General features: G+C 56.9%; 16 protein-coding genes. 13 read left to right on the top strand and 3 right to left on the bottom strand.

Annotated features, from left to right (window positions below):
- Positions 1-13: 13 nt before the first annotated feature.
- Genes EYC98_RS17005 through EYC98_RS16975 form a run of 7 tightly spaced genes read left to right on the top strand, consistent with a single transcriptional unit; the run spans position 14 to position 8,198 of the window.
- The gene (locus tag EYC98_RS17005) at positions 14-913 is read left to right on the top strand and encodes an SDR family NAD(P)-dependent oxidoreductase (protein ID WP_279246567.1); all 900 of its coding nucleotides are present in this window, start codon (positions 14-16) and stop codon (positions 911-913) included.
- Positions 900-1,718 carry an enoyl-CoA hydratase/isomerase family protein gene (locus EYC98_RS17000; RefSeq protein ID WP_279246566.1) on the top strand — a complete coding sequence of 273 codons (819 nt, stop codon included), beginning with the start codon at positions 900-902 and terminating at the stop codon, positions 1,716-1,718. The genes EYC98_RS17005 and EYC98_RS17000 overlap by 14 nt, the downstream gene beginning before the upstream one ends.
- Positions 1,715-2,434, top strand: coding sequence for an enoyl-CoA hydratase/isomerase family protein (locus EYC98_RS16995; protein ID WP_279246565.1), 720 nt, complete (start codon positions 1,715-1,717; stop codon positions 2,432-2,434). The genes EYC98_RS17000 and EYC98_RS16995 overlap by 4 nt, the downstream gene beginning before the upstream one ends.
- The gene (locus tag EYC98_RS16990; RefSeq protein WP_279246564.1) at positions 2,431-5,949 is read left to right on the top strand and encodes an indolepyruvate ferredoxin oxidoreductase family protein; all 3,519 of its coding nucleotides are present in this window, start codon (positions 2,431-2,433) and stop codon (positions 5,947-5,949) included. The genes EYC98_RS16995 and EYC98_RS16990 overlap by 4 nt, the downstream gene beginning before the upstream one ends.
- 1 nt (position 5,950) lies before the next feature.
- Positions 5,951-6,484, top strand: coding sequence for an FAS1-like dehydratase domain-containing protein (locus EYC98_RS16985; protein WP_279246563.1), 534 nt, complete (start codon positions 5,951-5,953; stop codon positions 6,482-6,484).
- Positions 6,481-6,954 carry a hotdog family protein gene (locus EYC98_RS16980; RefSeq protein WP_279246562.1) on the top strand — a complete coding sequence of 158 codons (474 nt, stop codon included), beginning with the start codon at positions 6,481-6,483 and terminating at the stop codon, positions 6,952-6,954. The genes EYC98_RS16985 and EYC98_RS16980 overlap by 4 nt, the downstream gene beginning before the upstream one ends.
- The gene (locus EYC98_RS16975) at positions 6,951-8,198 is read left to right on the top strand and encodes a CaiB/BaiF CoA transferase family protein (RefSeq protein ID WP_279246561.1); all 1,248 of its coding nucleotides are present in this window, start codon (positions 6,951-6,953) and stop codon (positions 8,196-8,198) included. The genes EYC98_RS16980 and EYC98_RS16975 overlap by 4 nt, the downstream gene beginning before the upstream one ends.
- Here the strand turns inward: EYC98_RS16975 and EYC98_RS16970 are convergent.
- Positions 8,195-8,659, bottom strand: coding sequence for an SRPBCC domain-containing protein (locus tag EYC98_RS16970; protein ID WP_279246560.1), 465 nt, complete (start codon positions 8,657-8,659; stop codon positions 8,195-8,197). The genes EYC98_RS16975 and EYC98_RS16970 overlap by 4 nt on opposite strands.
- 371 nt (positions 8,660-9,030) lie before the next feature.
- Here EYC98_RS16970 and EYC98_RS16965 point away from each other — a divergent pair, with 371 nt between their 5' ends.
- The 6 genes from EYC98_RS16965 to EYC98_RS16940 are packed head-to-tail and all read left to right on the top strand — an operon-like array spanning position 9,031 to position 15,555.
- A complete protein-coding gene (locus tag EYC98_RS16965; RefSeq protein ID WP_279246559.1) occupies positions 9,031-10,260 on the top strand; it encodes a cation:proton antiporter in 1,230 nt (409 codons plus the stop codon).
- Positions 10,261-10,286: 26 nt separating this feature from the next.
- Positions 10,287-11,399, top strand: coding sequence for an AI-2E family transporter (locus EYC98_RS16960; RefSeq protein ID WP_279246558.1), 1,113 nt, complete (start codon positions 10,287-10,289; stop codon positions 11,397-11,399).
- A 2-nt stretch (positions 11,400-11,401) separates the two neighbouring features.
- Positions 11,402-12,922 carry an efflux transporter outer membrane subunit gene (locus tag EYC98_RS16955; protein ID WP_279246557.1) on the top strand — a complete coding sequence of 507 codons (1,521 nt, stop codon included), beginning with the start codon at positions 11,402-11,404 and terminating at the stop codon, positions 12,920-12,922.
- Between the two features lie 17 nt (positions 12,923-12,939).
- Complete coding sequence (locus tag EYC98_RS16950) at positions 12,940-14,073, top strand: HlyD family secretion protein (RefSeq protein ID WP_279246556.1); 1,134 nt, start codon at positions 12,940-12,942, stop codon at positions 14,071-14,073.
- A complete protein-coding gene (locus EYC98_RS16945) occupies positions 14,063-15,124 on the top strand; it encodes a DUF2955 domain-containing protein (RefSeq protein WP_279246555.1) in 1,062 nt (353 codons plus the stop codon). The genes EYC98_RS16950 and EYC98_RS16945 overlap by 11 nt, the downstream gene beginning before the upstream one ends.
- Positions 15,124-15,555: a potassium channel family protein gene (locus EYC98_RS16940; protein ID WP_279246554.1), complete on the top strand. Its 432-nt coding sequence runs from the start codon at positions 15,124-15,126 to the stop codon at positions 15,553-15,555. The genes EYC98_RS16945 and EYC98_RS16940 overlap by 1 nt, the downstream gene beginning before the upstream one ends.
- Before the next feature lie 57 nt (positions 15,556-15,612).
- Here EYC98_RS16940 and EYC98_RS16935 read toward each other — a convergent pair whose 3' ends face one another.
- Entirely contained in the window at positions 15,613-16,269 is a 657-nt protein-coding gene (locus EYC98_RS16935; RefSeq protein WP_279246553.1) for a cupin domain-containing protein, read from the bottom strand.
- A 4-nt stretch (positions 16,270-16,273) separates the two neighbouring features.
- Positions 16,274-17,173: an enoyl-CoA hydratase-related protein gene (locus tag EYC98_RS16930; RefSeq protein WP_279246552.1), complete on the bottom strand. Its 900-nt coding sequence runs from the start codon at positions 17,171-17,173 to the stop codon at positions 16,274-16,276.
- Positions 17,174-17,233: the final 60 nt, after the last annotated feature.

The raw sequence follows: 17,233 nt of genomic DNA, 5'->3' as shown, positions 1-17,233 counted from the left end.
ACAGGAAATTTTTATGGGTATCGTAGCGGGTAAGCGCGCTGTCGTAACCGGCGCCGGTGGCGGTATTGGGCGTGGCCATGCGCTGTTGCTTGCGCAAGAGGGCGCACGGGTGGTGGTCAATGATATTGATGCTACCGCGGCGGAGGCGGTGGTTGCGGAGATTGTTGCCCAGGGCGGTGAAGCTCTGGCGGCAGCGGCAGATATTGCCAGTCGTGCGGGAGCGCAGTCTATTATCGACGCCTGCATTTTGGCGTGGGGCGGTATTGATATCATGGTTAACAACGCGGGTAATCTGCGTGATCGCTCCTTTCTCAAAATGACTGAGGAAGAATTTGATGCGGTCTGGGGGGTGCATGTGAAGGGTACTTTTCACTGCGCTCAGTTGGCCGCGTTGGCGATGCGTGAGCAAGGTAATGGCGGCGCCATAATCAACACCAGCTCCGGCTCGCATTTCGGAAACTTTGGTCAGACCAACTATGCGGCGGCCAAGGGTGCCATTGCGTCCATGACCTATACCTGGGCGCTGGAGTTGGCCCGCTTGGGTATTAGGGTGAATGCTATCTGTCCGGTCGCCATGACGCGTATGACCGACGGGCTGATGAGTGACGCGCAAGATGGTACGTCGGCGGCGGAGCTGTGGCAGGCAGAGCGCAACGCGCCGTTGGTGGTCTACCTGGCCAGCGATGAGGCGGCTAACGTCAGCGGTCAAGTGTTCGGGGTTGGCGGCGAACGCCTGTCCCATATGATTCAGCCTCACTACGGTAAGACGCTGACGATGCCCGGCGGCTGGACGGTGCAGGCGGTGCGGGAACAGTTTCAGGCGGAGATGCCGTCGCAGTTTGGCGTGTTCGGTATTCTCGGCAAACCCTATCCCTTCCATAAAGGCGTGGTGGCACCCGATGCAAAGCAATGAGCAAGGCATGAGCTACGAGACGCTTACCTATGCGGTAACCGATGGGGTCGCCCTGATTACGCTGAATCGTCCACAAGCTCGCAATGCGGTGAACTCGGTAATGAGTCGTGAACTGCCGCTGCTATGGCGGCAGTTTGAGAACGATGCGCAGGCGCGGGTGGCGATACTCACCGGTGCGGGTGATAAAGCACTGAGCACCGGCGCCGATCTTTCCGACCTGCCGCAGACCGATGGCGATGGTATGGAAGGCTCGTTGCAGTCTATCCGCTGGACGTCATTGCAGAACCAGGTTTGGAAGCCGGTCATCTGCGCCGTCAATGGCATGGCAGTGGGCGGCGGTCTGCACTTTGTTGCCGACAGTGACATCGTTATTGCAGCCGATAACGCGACGTTTTTCGATACCCACGTGAAAGTTGGTTTGGTAGCGGGCCTGGAGCCGGTGAGCCTGGCTCGGAAAATGCCATTAGAGTCGGTATTGCGAATGGTGTTGATGGGTGGCAGTGAACGCCTCTCAGCCTCCGCGGCTCATCAGCTGGGTTTGGTAGGAGAAGTTGTGCCAGCCGAGCAGTTGCTGCCCCGCGCGCGGGAATTGGCGGACCTAATCAAGCAGCATTCTCCGGCCGCGATGGCGCGCAGCAAGCGGGCTATTTGGGAGGGAGCTGATCGCGGCTTGCAGGATGGCTTAGAGCACGCATGGGACATTATCATGCAACATAACAGTCACCCGGATATAGCCGAGGGCGGCCAGGCGTTTGTCGAGCAAAGACCGCCGCAGTGGCGTGATTACAGTGAGATTGAATCGTGAACTACCGGGAAATTATTGCCGCGGTGACTGACGGTGTGTTGCAGATCACCCTCAACCGACCTGACAAGCTGAATGCCTATACCCCTGATATGGGCGATGAGTTGGTGCACGCGTTGCGCGCAGCAGAGGCCGATGCAGAGATACATGCAGCGATAATTACTGGCGCGGGCAAGGCGTTCTGCGCCGGTGCCGATCTGGAGTTTCTGGGCGGTGAATTATCGCGTAGTGGCAAGGCGCTGGGGCAGGAGGAATTTATCGCCAGCTTTACCGAAGAGTTCGCTGAGCTGGAGTTGCTCACCATAGCGGCGATCAACGGTGCCGCAGCTGGAATTGGCATAACCGGCATGTTGGCGGCAGATATCCGTGTGGTAGCTGAGGATGCCAAACTGGTACTCAACTTCGCCGAGCTGGGTATCGTGCCGGGACTGGGCTCTAGTTACTTTTTACCGCGCTTGGTAGGTGCCGCCAATGCCAGGGAGCTATTGCTCTGTGAACGACGCCTCAGTGGAGCGCGTGCCGCTGAGCTGGGTCTCGCTAATCATGCCGTAGCGGTTGCTGAGGTATTGCCATTGGCGCAGCAATTGGCAACGGCTGCCGCCGACTGTAAGCCGGGTATGATCGGCACAATAAAACAGGCGCTGAATACGGGGCAGGGTGCCACTCTTGCGCAGGCGCTCGTTAACGAAGCCGCTTTGAGTGTGAGGAAAAAATCGTGAAAGAAATCAGTCTCGCTGATAAATATACTGCCCTGTCCGGACGCATCTATGTCAGCGGTAGTCAGGCGCTGGCGCGCCTGCCGATGCTGCAATACCAGCGTGACCTTGCCGCTGGTCTGAACACTGCCGGCTTCATTTCCGGGTATCGGGGTTCACCGCTGGGAGTTTACGATCTGGCGCTGTGGCAGGCCGAAGAGTTCCTGCAGCAGAATCAGATTCACTTCGCGCCGGGCATTAACGAAGACATGGCAGCCACTGCAGTCTGGGGTACCCAGCAGGTCAAAGAGTTGGGTGAGTCCAGTTACGACGGCGTGTTCGCGATGTGGTACGGCAAGGGTCCTGGCGTTGATCGATCAGGCGATCCCCTCAAGCACGGCAACTATGCCGGTTCAGCGCAGTATGGCGGGGTGCTGGTATTGTGCGGTGACGATCATGGTGCGCGCTCGTCCACCACCGCGCATCAGAGTGATCATGCCCTGATTCATTTTGGCATGCCGATTCTTAACCCGGCGACGTTGCAGGAATACCTGGACTTTGGTCTTTACGGTTTTGCTCTGTCTCGCTACGCCGGTTGCTGGGTAGGTTTTAAATGTGTAACCGATACCGTGGAGGGCTCGGCCTCGGTGAGCGTTGATGCCGGTCGGGTGCAGATTGTAGAGCCTGAAGATTATTCGTTACCGGCCGATGGCCTCAATATCCGCATTGGCTTTACACCGCTGGACGCTGAGCAGTTGATGCTAGAGCGACTGGATGCGGCGCGGGCGTTCGTGCGCGCCAACCAGTTGGATCGCACCGTGTATCCGGGGAGTGGCAAAAAGCTGGGTATTATATCTTCCGGCAAAGCCTGGCTGGATGTCATGGACGCGCTGGCGCAGCTGGGTATTGATGCCGCAGAGGCGGAACGGCTGGGGCTGTCGGTCTATAAGGTAGCGATGGTCTGGCCACTGGAGCCGCAGGGTCTGCAGCGTTTTGCTGCCGACTGCGATGCCTTGTTGGTGGTTGAAGAAAAGCGCCCTGTGATCGAAGAGCAGGTGGCGGCCATTCTCTACAACCAGAGCGAGCGGCCGCAGCTTATCGGCAAACACGATGCCAGCGGTGCTGCGCTAGTGCCCAGTCATGGTGAACTCAACCCGGCTCAGGTTGCGCAGATTGTCGCAACGGTTTATCTCGCTGCCCACCCGGATCAGGAGCTGGCGGAGTCGCTGCAATCTCTGCAACAGCAGTTGGCCGCTGCCAGTCGAGGCGAGGTGGCGGCTTCAGGTTTGATGCGCATTCCCAGTTTCTGTGCCGGTTGCCCGCACAACACCTCAACTAACGTACCGGAGGGCTCGGTGGCTATGGGTGGCATTGGTTGCCACGGACTGGCGACGTGGATGCCGGGACGCCGCACGCAGTCGTTGACGCATATGGGCGGGGAGGGCGCGACCTGGATTGGGCAGGCGCCGTTTATGGACCGCGAGCATGTGTTTCAGAACCTGGGCGACGGCACCTATTTTCACTCGGGCCTGTTGGCGCTGCGAGCCAATGTGGCTGCGCGCAGCAATATGACCTACAAAATCCTGCTCAATGGTGCGATATCGATGACCGGTGGTCAGCCTATTGAAGGGCAGAGCTTTGACGGTGGTATTACTGCTCCGCATATTGCCGCTCAGGTTCATGCGGAAGGCGTCACCCGTATTGCCCTGGTCACTGATGACCTGCAGCGGCATAGTGACAAGCGTTTGTTTCCGGCCATCACCAGCTTCCATCATCGCGATGAACTGGATGCGGTGCAGCGGGATATTCGCCATCACAAAGGGGTCTCGGTCATTATTTATGAGCAGGCCTGCGCCACCGAGCGGCGGCGCCTGCGCAAGCGCGGCAAGTTACCAGACGTCGACCAGCGGCTGTTTATTAATGAGGACGTGTGCGAGGGCTGCGGTGACTGCGGCGTGCAATCCAATTGCATTGCGCTGGAGCCGGTAGCCACCGAGTTGGGTCGCAAGCGCAAAATCAATCAGTCGGTTTGCAACAAAGACTTTTCCTGTGTCAAAGGCATGTGCCCGAGTTTTGTCACGGTTTACGGTGGCAAGCTGCGCAGCGCGGCAGCGGCCGGTGAGGGTATTGACGAGCGCTTGCTTCGCGATCTGCCTGCGCCGGCGCAGACCATGAGCGCCCAGGCCTGCAATATCGTGGTTGCCGGTGTCGGTGGCAGTGGCATTGTGACCCTCGGTGCGCTATTGGGTATTGCTGCGCACATGGAGGACAAACCTTGCAGCGTGTTGGATATTACCGGATTGTCGCAGCGCAACGGTGCGGTGACCAGCCACATACGTTTTGTGGCCGCCAATGAACTTGAGGTTTCCACGCGCATACCGCAAGGCGCTGCCGATCTGGTGCTGGCCGCCGATTTGGTGGTGGCAGCCGGTGCACAGGTATTGCCGGCGCTGTCTGCGCAACGCTCGGCGGTGGTCTATAACAGTTATGTGGCGCCCACCAGTGCCTTTGCCCTGAATGCAGACCTCAGCTTCGACAGCGACACTATGGAGCAGTCACTGCAGGTGCGTACCCGGGAGGGGCATACTCATGGTGTCGATGCGTCCGCCGTGGCCACCAAGTTGCTGGGCAATGCGATTGGCGCCAATGCGTTTCTGCTGGGCGCCGCGTGGCAGCGTGGCTATATTCCGTTGCAGTTTGAGTCGCTGGAACGCGCTATCGAACTCAATGGAGTCGCTATTGAAATGAATCTGATGGCATTTCGTTTGGGTAGATTGTCGGTGGTTGATCCACAGCAACTGCAGACGGTTATGGGTGAGGGTGTGGTTGCAGTCGAACCGGCAGTAACTGAAGTAAAGGAGCAGACTCTGGAAAGTCTGTTGGCTGCAAGAGAACGGCTGTTGACCGACTATCAGGATGCCGCTTACGCACAGCGTTATCGTACACTGGTGGATAAAGTGGCAACGGCAGAACGTGGCGTGCTCGGCGTAGAAGGTGAGCTGAGTGCTGCGGTAGCGCAGAACTATGCCAAGCTACTGGCCTACAAAGATGAGTACGAAGTGGCGCGTTTGTACTCCAGTCCCGCCTTTGCCGCACGCCTCAAACAGCAGTTTGATGGCGATTTTCGTCTCGGCGTGCATCTGGCACCGCCGTTGCTGTCGCGTCGTGATCCGCTGACCGGCCGCTACCCCAAGGTCGAATTCGGCCCCTGGATTTTGCAGGCGTTTCGTCTACTGGCGCCGCTAAAGCGATTGCGCGGCACGGCGCTGGATGTGTTTGGTTACGCCAAACATCGGCGCCTGGAGCGGCAGTTGATCAGCGACTATGAACAGACTATTGAAAAAGTGTTGGCAGAGCTGACGGTGGCTAATCACAGCACTGCGGTGCAGCTGGCGTCGCAGCCGGCCCGGATACGCGGGTTTGATGTGGTCAAGGAAGCGGCTGTTGCCGAACAGGCGGAACTGCGTGAGCAGTTGTTAGCCGAGTTCTCTGCGGGCGGCGTGCAACCGGTGCGAATGGTAGAACCGGTGGAGGCGTGAAGTGACACCCAGTGATGCGTCAATTGATTTGCCTGAGCCGGTAGCGGGCTGGGTTGGTCAGCTGCGCTACCAGCGGCAGGCGCAGGCCTTGGTGGCCGCCACTAATGTGTGCGCGCTGTGTGCTGCGGTTGAAGATGCCAATCCGGCCTGGTGGGACTCAGCGGTGGCACTTGAGTTGCTCGGCGCTGAGTTCACACCACCGGCGATGGTGTCCAGCTGGACCCGACCCGAGCTATGGCGCCCAGATGATCATAGCGAGGTGATGCCGCTGCAACTTCACTATGACCTTAAGGCCGCGTTTGATTATCCGACGGCGCTAGTCAGTGGTTTTGAATCAGTGTTTTATCAGCCGGCAGTCCTCAATGATCGTCTGTCTTCGAGCCAACTGTTACAGAAGGTCAGCGCCGAGAAAACCACCCGCTTGGGTCGCGGTCGCTTCTGGGTCATTGAGGTGCGCTACCACAATCAGGACGAGGCGTTGGTGGCCACCGAGCAATTTGATTGTTTTGGCTATCGCCGTGAGGTGGAGTCATGAGCCAAGCCTACTATTCTGAGCGGGCGGTGGGAGATTCACTACAGCCGCTGGAATTAGCAGTCACCACCACCGCAGTGGTTGCTGGCGCAATGGCAACGCGCGATTACTCGCCACTGCATCACGACTACCAGTATGCGACAGAGACGGCAGGGCATGCCGATATCTTTCTCAACACGATACACCAGGGCGCACTGTTTCAGCGCCTGCTGACCGATAACCTGGGTCCACGAATACGTCTGGGACGATTGCGCATTGCCATGAAGCGACCGGTGTATGCCGGTTCTGCGGTTACCGTTAACGGTGTACTGACGCACAAAGCGATTGATGACTTTGGCTGTGGCTGGCTGCATTTTGACCTGGAACTGCTGGTAGCAGATGAGCTGGCCTCGAGCTCGGCGGTAAGCTGCGCAGTGCCCCTTGATGTAGCGGACAATCCCTGGCAGCGACGGGGTGAGGAGTGGCAGCCATGACGACCCTTTCGGGTAATGCAACGGAAGCACCACTGAGCGATGTGTTGGTGCTTGACTGTTCGTTGTTGTCAGCCGGAGCTGCCGCCGCCCATCTGGCTGACCTGGGTGCGCGGGTGATCAAGGTTGAGCCTCCCGGCGGTGATTACGTGCGCCAACTGACCTGGCCTATTATCGAAGGCGACTCGCTGATGCACCACGAGGTGTCACGCGGCAAGCAGAGCCTGGTGCTGGACCTGCGGCATGAGCAGGGCGTGGCGGTGTTCCGCGAGCTGGCAGCCAAGGCCGATGTCGTTATAGAAGCTATGCGTCCGGGCGCGTTGGCGCGGCGGGGGCTGGGCTATGAGGCATTACGTGCGTTGAATCCGGCTCTGGTATTTTGCTGCCTCTCTGGCTACGGGATGGATGGCCCTTACCGTGATATGCCTGCTCATGGTTTGGCATTTGATGCCTGGGCCGGTTTGGTGGCGCCCGCCTATGATGAAGCCGGTTTTTGTTATATTCCCGAACACCCCTCAGTGGGGATGCATGCGGGGCCGATGGTTGCCGGCATGGCCATCTGCGCGGCCCTGTTGCGTGCGCGCAGCAGCGGCACAGGTGCTTACCTTGACCTTGGTCAGAGCGATGCAGCTGCCTATATGGATCGTCTGCGCAGTGAAACCTGGAAGGCCTATCAGCGCCCTCAGAGCGAAGTTACCGGCAATGCCAGCGATGATTTTGAGCGGCGCGCGCCGGGTACGGCGGGTATGCGTGAAGGCGTGCGTTATCAGTTCTACGAGACCAGCGATGGCCATGTGTTGTTCATGGCATCGGAGCAGGAGTTCTGGAAAAACTTCTGCCACGGTATTGAGCGCGGCGACTTGTTTGAACGGTGGCCTGGGCAGCGCTATGGCGATCACGCTCGCAATAACCGTGAGTTGCAGGCGCAGTTAAGAGAAATTTTCGCGACCAGATCCAGTGCCCAGTGGCTGCAGTTTGCCAGTGACCACAACACGGCGATAGCACCGGTCAATACACCGCAGAGCCTGCTCGATGACCCGCACTTTCAGGCGCGAATGCCCTGGCTACAGGCAGCAGACCATGTCGCCGATATGCTGCCTTTTCCGGTAAAATTTGTCGGTGAGAACCTACCTGAGCCAGGTTTGGCGCCTCAGGCTGGTGAGCACGGTCGAGTTATTCTTGAGGAATTGCTGGGCTACGACAACGCGCAGGTGCAGGCGCTGCTGGATGCAGGCGTGCTGGCTTAGTTGGAAGTTGTTGCGCCGACCAGGGCTTCACAGTGTTGCTTGAGGCAGTCGGCGGCCAGCTCAAAACCCGCTTCAACCGCCGGCCCCGACTCTGCCAACATAGCGGCCATGCCCACCCCGCTGAACTCATCCACAGACCAATATTTACAACTGTTCGCGTCTAGCGCTTCCAGATACTGGGTGCGCTCGGCGTGTATGGGATCCCCGGGGTTATTTTCCATGCGCCAGGCCAGTGCCCGACAGGGTTCAATGCGGGACATATATTCAGTCATTTCAAATTGCTGGCCAGCCATAACAACCTGCATCACCACCGGTGTTTCCAGACTCAGCTGGGTCTGGATGTCCGGATTGAATCGGTTCCAGTTAATGTAGTTCGGGAAGTCGACCAGTACCTCCCAGACGCGTTCAACCGGTGCTTGGATAATAATCGGGCTGGAACTGACAGCGGTATCTGAAATCATGCGCGGCTCACTGTGCTAATACATTTTTCCTCATTATAAACCCCGGTGCTTTAGCAAGGCACGTGTGGCTGTTGATAAAGCGCTAATTTCCCAACGCCAGTTTAAGCATTGGCTCCAGTATCGTTGCGCGGGTTGCTGGCTGGACTGCTCAGTGAAGCTACCGCTTAACCTGAGGCATTGGCAGGTATGGTTCTTTTACCACCTTGCTGACAGGTAAAAAGGGTGAATTCTTGCGTTTTTAGATCACTATGTGCTGAAAAATACTTACCTCAAGGTTTTCTCTGGAGCGCGCATCAAGGGTGATTTGAGTTATACAATGGCAGCGCCATCTGTAGCGGCGTCCGCGCCATCTTGAGGAGTAGTCGAGGCCAATGATTTACCAGACCCTGGGATTGCTAGCGGTGTTGGCGTTGGTGTATAGCGCCACCAGCGGCTGGTTTGAGCGCCGTCCTATTAATGGTGCACTGGTCTATATGATGTTCGGGTTGCTGTTTGGTAATCTCGGTCTGGGTTGGTTGAACCTTGATATCGGTAATGAGGGGCTGCGGCTCATTGCCGAAATCACTCTGGGCGTGGTGTTATTCTGCGACGCGGCCGAGGCGGACTTTGAGGTGCTGGAGCGCAATCTGCGCATACCAGAAAGACTGTTGGGTATTGGTTTGCCCCTGACCCTTGGCTTGGGTTTTGGCGCAGCGCTGCTGCTCTTCGATCAAATGAGTTACCTCGAGGCAGCAATACTGGCGACCATACTGGCGCCTACCGATGCTGCGCTGGGAAAGGCTGTTATCTCGGATCATTCAGTGCCTGCCAGAATTCGTACCAGTCTGAATGTGGAGAGTGGTCTCAACGATGGAATTTGCGTACCCGTGTTGCTGGCCTTGTTGGCCCTGGCGGCGGCGGAGGGCGCGGAGTCTGGTTTTTTCCACTTCATGGTTACTGAAGTGGGTATTGGTGTTTTCTGTGGCGTGGTGTTTACCTTCGCTGCCTGCAAGTTGCTTGACGTTGCCTCAGAGAATGGTTGGATGGATAACGCCTGGCGACAACTGCCGGTGGTCAGTACGGCCCTGGGGTGTTTTGCGTTAGCGCAGCTGTTGGGGGGTAGTGGTTTTATTGCGGCTTTCTGCGGTGGTTTGCTATTCGGACGCATAGCTGGGGCGCAGAAGCAGCCGATGCTGGAATCAGCGGAGGCAACAGGAGATACCCTGGCGATGATTACCTGGGTTATTTTTGGAGCCGCGGTGGTAGGCCCTGCCTTGGGCTCATTCAGTTGGCAGGTGTTTGTCTATGCGCTACTCAGTTTGACAGTCGTACGGATGCTGCCGGTGATGCTGTCGCTCTTGGGTACTTCACTGAGCTTTAATGAAAAGTTGTTCATGGCCTGGTTCGGTCCGCGAGGACTTGCCAGTATCGTGTTTGTCGTGATCGTGTTGGGCGAGAATTTTCCAGAGATCGAGACGATTGTCATAACGGTGCTGCTGACAATACTGTTCAGTGTGATTGCTCATGGCGTGACAGCTAACCCGTGGGTGGGCGCTTTGTTTGCAAGCCGCCCAGAGGTAGCTGGCGAAACTAATCGTAGCGGTTACAATGACCGCCACTAATAATAAGGTTTAAGGGGAAAATTGGGATGAATACCAACACGAGTCTGACACAGGCTTTGACGTCACACGAGTTTATGGATGGGCTGATTCGGTTTGCTTTTATAAGCACACTGGTCCTGTTGTGTTTTCGGGTGTTCAACCCCTTCGTCTCTTTGATGATCTGGTCGTTGGTGTTAGCCGTGACGCTGTACCCCCTGCATCAATCGATTGCTGCGCGCCTGGGCGGTAATCAAGGCCGAGCGGCGACGCTGCTGATTGTTGCTGGCCTGCTCTTGGTAGGGGTGCCTGTAGTATCGCTGGCGCTCTCTTTTGCAGATCATATTACTTCGATTTATGCCGCCTGGCAGGCGGGAACTATAGCGATACCAGATCCCAATCCGGCAGTCGCACAGTGGCCGCTGGTGGGTGAGCGCTTGTTTGCGTTGTGGGCGGATGCTGCTGACAATATTGAAGCTTTCTTGATAACCCACAAAGATTCACTGGAGGAACTGGGTCGACGCACACTGGGCTACCTCGGTAGCAGCGCTGGTGCAGTTCTGTTCTTTGTCGCTGCCTACATCGTTGCGGGTATTATGATGGCCTATGGCGCTAGCGGCAGTGCCGCTATGTATCGCATCATATGCCGTATTGCCGGTCCGGTGGCAGGGCCAGAAGTGCATACACTGGCAACGTTGACGACCCGTTCGGTTGCGGTGGGCGTGTTGGGTGTGGCCCTGATACAGGCACTGATACTCGGTGTCGGGTTCATGTTTGCCGGTGTTCCTGCAGCTGGAATCCTCGCGCTGGTGGTTCTGTTCTTTGGTATTCTGCAACTACCGGCGTTGCTGATATCACTACCCGTAATTGCCTATTTGTGGATGGTTGGTGACGCTTCTGGCACCAGTAATGTTATCTGGACTGTCTATATGTTGGTGGGCGGGGCTTCCGACAACGTGCTCAAGCCGATGCTATTAGGTCGCGGAGTTGACGCACCGATGCCGGTGATCTTGCTGGGTGCACTGGGTGGTATGGTTTCTGCAGGAATTATTGGCTTATTCCTTGGTGCCGTGATTCTGGCGGTGGGCTATCAGGTGTTCATGAAGTGGGTGGACGCTTTTGCTGAGCACGAGGCCGCCGAAACCGCAGATAGCGCCGACTGAATATGCCTGCGTTACGCATCTTGCTGCTCGCGACAAGCGTCGTGATGAGCGCCTGTACCACCCTGGGTCCCGACTATGAGGAGCCCAGAGTAGGTTGGGTGGAGGACTGGGAGGCCAGCCTCTATGGCCAGGTTGAACAGCCCGCCGCAGATGCTGAGGGTCAGGATCTGTCATTCTGGTGGCAGTCGTTCGAGGACCCGATACTCAATCAACTGATAGAGACCGCGCGGCTGGAAAACCCTGGTTTGCGTATCGCAGGCCTGCGCATTCTTGAAAGCCAGGCAACCTTGGGCATTGTCCAGAGCAGCCGCTATCCCCAGTTGCAGCAGGCCAGTGGATCATTGGCGCGCGTTGACAGTTGGGATACGCAGGGCAATGACTCGGGTGATCGCTCTGATATTACAGCTTATGACGTGGGTTTCAATATTGGCTGGGAACTGGACTTCTGGGGACGCTTTGCCCGAGGTATTGAGTCCGCAGATGCGGCATTTTTTGCCTCCGTGAGCAATCAACAGAATGTGCAGGTGTTGCTAAGCGCACAAGTGGCACAGGCCTATTTTGCTTATCGCACCACCGCGCTGCAGATAGCTATTGCTCAAGAGAATGCTGGACTGCAGCTTCGCAGCTTCGAAATTACCACTAAGCTTTATGACAGTGGCCAGGCTGCGGAGCTGGATTTACAGCAGGCCAATACTCAGTATCTGGCTACACTGGCCACCATACCGGCGCTGGAAATCGCGCAGCGGCAGTTGAGCAATACATTGGCAATACTGCTTGGGCGTCCGCCCGGAGCGATGCCTGAGTTGGAGGCTGTGCCGGCAACGCTGCCAGCGCTGAGTGCGACCATGATTGAGGATATTCCCGGGCGCTTGCTGATGCGGCGTCCTGATATCCGTACCTCGGCCTGGCAGGTTGCCGCGCAGTCGGCGCAGATCGGGGTTGCCGAGGCTGATTTATATCCGTCGATATCCCTGTTTGGCACTATCGGTTGGTCGGGCAACTCGCTAGACGCCAGCAACGATACCCTGAGTACGGGTATCGGCCCCAGTTTCACCTGGAACCTGTTCAATTACGGGCGTATCAAGAACAACGTGCGGGCGCAGGATGCGCGTTTACAGCAGGCCATTGAAAATTATCAAAACACCGTTCTGCAGGCGGCCAGAGAAATTGATAATGCCGCTATCAGCGTGGTTAAAACGCTGGAGCAGGACGCTATTCTGCAACAGTCCTTGGCGGCCGCAGAGCGCTCGTTGGAGCTTTCCAGTTCGCGTTATCAGGAGGGTTACTCAGATTTTCAGCGGGTGTTGGATGCACAGCGCGCGCTGGCTGTGCAGTCCAACAACCGGGCGGTTACTCAAGGTGCGCATATTGATGCTGTGATAGCGTTTTACAAGGCACTGGGGGGTGGTTGGCAGCAGGCGACTATTGAGCAAATAGTGCCCGAGAGCCTGCGCGAGAAAATGCAGCAGCGGACCGACTGGGGTGATTTATTGACGACACCGCTGCCGACATCAGAACCATAGAACAGAGAGCGAAAGCCATGGATAGTAACGAGACAACCAAGGCCGAAGAGCCCGCACTGAATGAAGACGCGGCGCCCGGTGTCGTCAAATGGGGCGGTGCTCTGGTCGCCATCTTGATCCTGCTCACTCTGACCTGGTATCTGGCGGCTGATCGCTACACACCCTATACCGACCAGGCCCGCATTCAGGGCTATGTTATTGGTGTCGCACCACAGGTCTCAGGTGTCGTACGGGAGGTCTGGGTAGAGAATAATCAGTCGGTTAATGAAGGTGACCGGCTGTTCAAGATTGACCCCAACCAATACGAAATCGCACTTTCCAGGGCGCAGTCGGACCTTGAAAATACGTTGCGCCAGGTGGATGCCGGCTCTGCCGCCGTAGACGCAGCTCGTGCGAACTTGCGCGCCGCGCAGGCCAATCAGGAAAAAGCTGAAAAAGATACGAGCCGACTGGAGCGTCTGCGTGCGGATGACCCTGGGACTATATCCGTCAGGCGACTTGAAATCTCGCGCGCTACCCTGGATCAGTCCAAGGCAGGAGTGGCCGCTGCCGAGGCTGATATACAACGCGCTATCGAGCAAAAGGGTGGTGGTAAAGGTGAAATCAATACCTTGGTACAAGTGGCACAAACTGCGGTAGAGAAAGCGCAGCTGGATCTGGAACGGACCGTGGTCAGGGCCTCCTCGAGAGGTGTGATAACTGATTTGCGTGCAGACATCGGGCTCTACGCGGGTGCGGGTACTCCGGTGATGACTTTGGTGGCGGTGCGCGATGTTTGGGTGCGCGCCGAGTACACTGAGAACAACCTGGGTAATATGCGTCCCGGCACGCCGGTGGAGTTGATTTTTGACATACTGCCGGGCCGCGTTTTCAAAGGCGAGGTGCGCAGTATCGGCTTGGGAATCAGCACGGGCAGCACAGCGCCTGCTGGCACCTTGCCCACTATCGATAATAGTCGCGACTGGCTGCGGCAATCACAGCGGTTTCCCGTCAACATTGGGTTTGACGTGACGCAGGACGAGACTCTGTTGGCTCGCCTGCGGGTAGGCGGACAGGCATCTGTCATGGCCTATAGCGACGAAGGCGGATTGCTGACCTGGCTGGGTAAGCTCTACATTCGCTTGATGAGCGTCATGTCGTATGCCTACTGAGCCAGCCCGCTGGCTGGCTATGGATGTCGCGGCGCGGCGGGTATTTCGACTTAGCTTAACGGTTGCACTGACGCTGGCGGCAGCCTATGCCATACCGCTGGAGATGCCTTTTCTGGCGCCCATATTTGCGTTTATGCTCGCCGCTGCGCCAAAGCCACCCATGGGTGTCAAAGGCATGCTGGGACTGATGTTGGTGCTGACACTGACACTGGGTGTCGGTTTGTTGCTGCTGCCTGTGCTAATGCATTATCCGCTAACCGGTCTGCTGTTGGTATTCGTGGGACTGTTTGTCACCAATTTCCTCAGTATTAATTTGGGCAAAGGTGCTGCTGCGACGCTGTTGACCGCGGGTATAACCATGATTACGGCAGCGGGAACGGTTAGCTATGTAGTGGCCAGTAGTATAATTGACGCCATGGTTTTGGGCGTTGCTCTCGCCGTAGTGTGCCATTGGTTGGTGTATCCTTTGTTCCCTGAGGACTCGGCAGCAACACCGGTGCCTGAACCTGCGGTCGATGTGGTCGAATCCAACTGGCTGGCGCTGCGTGCTACGTTAATAGTCTTCCCCAGCTTTCTGTTGGTTCTGGTTAACCCCGCGGCCTACATGCCTATCGTTATGAAGGCAGTATCGCTGGGGCAGCAGACTTCAATTCTGGATGCGCGGCACGCGGGCAAGGAACTGCTGGGGTCTACGCTGCTAGCCGGTTTGTTCGCGGTGGTGCTGTGGTTCGGTCTCAGTATTGCGCCCAATTTGTGGATGTTTTTTCTGTGGACACTGCTGCTCGGAATATTTCTGGCGGGTAAGTTCTATGGTGTGCTGGCTACCCGATATCCACCTTCGTTCTGGCAAAACGTGCTGGTCACCATGTTGATTCTGCTGGGACCCGCGGTCGAGGACAGTGCCAGCGGCAAAGATGTATATAAGGCATTTGCTGTGCGCATGGGACTGTTTTTGTTAGTCACCCTTTACGCATGGATGGCACTGATATTTCTTGAATGGCTGCGAGCTCGCAGCTCTAACCGCGCCTTGGGCGCACTTGAGGTAGGCTGATGTTGGCGAATTTATTAGTAGGTCTGGCAACCATGGTTTTATGCCTTATTATGCAGGCGCTGCTGGTGTCTCTTGCGGTCCGGTTCTATGCGCGGCGTAAACATTTGGTTGTTGGTGGTTCCTTTGCAGCCACTATGTTCCTGCTCTGTGCGGTGATGTTACTGCTGGTGCTTGGCAACGCTTTGCAGATCGGAATTTGGGCTGGAGTGTTTATGTTGCTGGAAGAGTTCAACACTTTCTCGGTGGCTGTTTACCACTCTGCGGTAAACTTTGCGACGCTCGGTTATGGCGATATCGTGATGTCGGAGCAGCATCGTCTATTGGGCCCGCTAGAAGCGGTTAACGGCGTGTTGATGATCGGAGTATCAACGGCGGTGGTAATGTGGGCACTGCAGGATGCTATGCAGGGCGCTGTGGCCGAGCAAAACTAGCTGCGCATCACGCGAGCCAGGCTGCGACGACTTTGCCAGCCACGCGTCGATGATTTTTCAGCTGTTCAAATGGCCTACTTTGACCCAGATCAGCGTGTCCTGCTCCACGTAGGGGTGGTGCTGGCTCAGATGTGGGCTGCGAATCCAGGTACCAGCGGGGTAGCGTCCGTGTTCGTCGATAAACTCACCTTCCATGACGTAAATCTCTTCGCCTCCGAAGTGGGTGTGAGGCAAAAACTTTTCACCCGCCGGCCATTTCACCAGGGCGACCTGTTCACTGCCGCAGGCGTGTAGTGGCATTACCTGCAAATTACCCTGTCCGGGGGACCACTGCGCAGTCCGTGTGTCTATGACTACATGAGCGTTATCCTGCGGGCTGAACTGATGCAGTTTAACGAGGATAGTGCATCCCTCAGCGCTGAAGGGTGCATGCCGAAAACCCTCTGGGTTACGGAAGTAGGTACCAGCTTTGTAGTCGCCCGTTTGGTCAGAGAAGGTGCCCGATAGCACCAGAATCTCCTCACCCAGTGGGTGATCATGAGTGGAGAAACTGGCGCCTGGATCATAGCGAACAATACTGGTCGCATGGCCACGTTCGGCGTCTTCGCGTGCCAGTGGCTTGCGCCACACACCGGGCATGGGGCTGGCGACCCAGTCTTGCTGGGCGGTGTCGATAACGACTTGCTGGCTGAAGTCCATATTAGTGAGAGACACAGCTTTACTCATCTTCGCTGGTGCGATAGTCGCCAAATTGACCATCACGAGACTGCAGGGCATCGGTCAGCTTAGTGCCGCCTTCGGTGGCTTTTAGAAATGCCTTGAAGGTGGGCTGATGAGTCGCCAGTGTGCAAATTTCGGTACCCTGACGCAGTCCGTCTCGCAGGCCCATGGCTTCCATCTGACGGTGCACGGCGCGCTTGTTCAGTGCCAGAATATCCATAGGAATAGTCGCAATTCGCTGCGCCTGTGCCAGAACCCGATCCTCCAGTTCAGACTCGGGAAAGGCGCCGGTAGCCCAACCGTAGCCCACCGCTTCGGTGCCGCTGATGGAGTCACCGGTCAGCAGCATTTCCATACCTTTACGCATACCTACCAGCCAGGGGTGAAATTGCATGTCCGGTACACCAAAGCGGACCGCCGGGTAGCCAATTTGTGCGTCATCGGCTACGTACACCAGGTCGCAACCGGTAGCCAGCTCGCTGCCGCCCGCCAAACAGTAACCGTGGACCTGAGCGATCACTGGCTTTTGCAGGTCCCAGATGCGCATCCAGCTTTCTACCACATGGCGTGGCCACTGGCTGTCGCCGCCGGCGGTATGAAACGGATATGACAGGCCACTGTTACCGCCGCCCAGGTCGTAACCGGCAGAAAAGCATGTGCCAGCGCCGCGCACAATCATGACCCGTACCGAGTCATCAGCATCCCCGCATTGCAGGGCGTGAAGTACCTCGCCGCGCAGTTGGTGATTGAGGGCATTGCGTTTTTCAGGGCGATTCAGGGTCAGTCGGCGCACGCCCTCAGCAGGCTCGTCAATCAGTAAAACATCGTAGCCGTTCTCGCCGTAGTGGGTTGTGTTGGAATCTTGCTGACTATAATGATTACCGTCGTTGTCGCTCATGCTTACTGTCTCTTTGGTGGCCGAGGGTGAAGACTAAACCAGTTTGGCCGTCGACCCAAA

The sequence above is a fragment of the Candidatus Litorirhabdus singularis genome, from assembly GCF_026262625.1.
GTDB classification, from domain to species: Bacteria; Pseudomonadota; Gammaproteobacteria; order Pseudomonadales; family Halieaceae; genus Litorirhabdus; species Litorirhabdus singularis.
This window is presented reverse-complemented; position numbering and strand designations above follow the sequence as displayed.

Coding starts and splice junctions, on each gene's coding strand:
- EYC98_RS17005 (WP_279246567.1), top strand. CDS start 14: ATGGGTATCGTAGCGGGTAAGCGCGCTGTCGTAACCGGCGCCGGTGGC.
- EYC98_RS17000 (WP_279246566.1), top strand. CDS start 900: ATGCAAAGCAATGAGCAAGGCATGAGCTACGAGACGCTTACCTATGCG.
- EYC98_RS16980 (WP_279246562.1), top strand. CDS start 6,481: ATGAGCCAAGCCTACTATTCTGAGCGGGCGGTGGGAGATTCACTACAG.
- EYC98_RS16975 (WP_279246561.1), top strand. CDS start 6,951: ATGACGACCCTTTCGGGTAATGCAACGGAAGCACCACTGAGCGATGTG.
- EYC98_RS16970 (WP_279246560.1), bottom strand. CDS start 8,659: ATGATTTCAGATACCGCTGTCAGTTCCAGCCCGATTATTATCCAAGCA.
- EYC98_RS16965 (WP_279246559.1), top strand. CDS start 9,031: ATGATTTACCAGACCCTGGGATTGCTAGCGGTGTTGGCGTTGGTGTAT.
- EYC98_RS16960 (WP_279246558.1), top strand. CDS start 10,287: ATGAATACCAACACGAGTCTGACACAGGCTTTGACGTCACACGAGTTT.
- EYC98_RS16955 (WP_279246557.1), top strand. CDS start 11,402: ATGCCTGCGTTACGCATCTTGCTGCTCGCGACAAGCGTCGTGATGAGC.
- EYC98_RS16950 (WP_279246556.1), top strand. CDS start 12,940: ATGGATAGTAACGAGACAACCAAGGCCGAAGAGCCCGCACTGAATGAA.
- EYC98_RS16945 (WP_279246555.1), top strand. CDS start 14,063: ATGCCTACTGAGCCAGCCCGCTGGCTGGCTATGGATGTCGCGGCGCGG.
- EYC98_RS16940 (WP_279246554.1), top strand. CDS start 15,124: ATGTTGGCGAATTTATTAGTAGGTCTGGCAACCATGGTTTTATGCCTT.
- EYC98_RS16930 (WP_279246552.1), bottom strand. CDS start 17,173: ATGAGCGACAACGACGGTAATCATTATAGTCAGCAAGATTCCAACACA.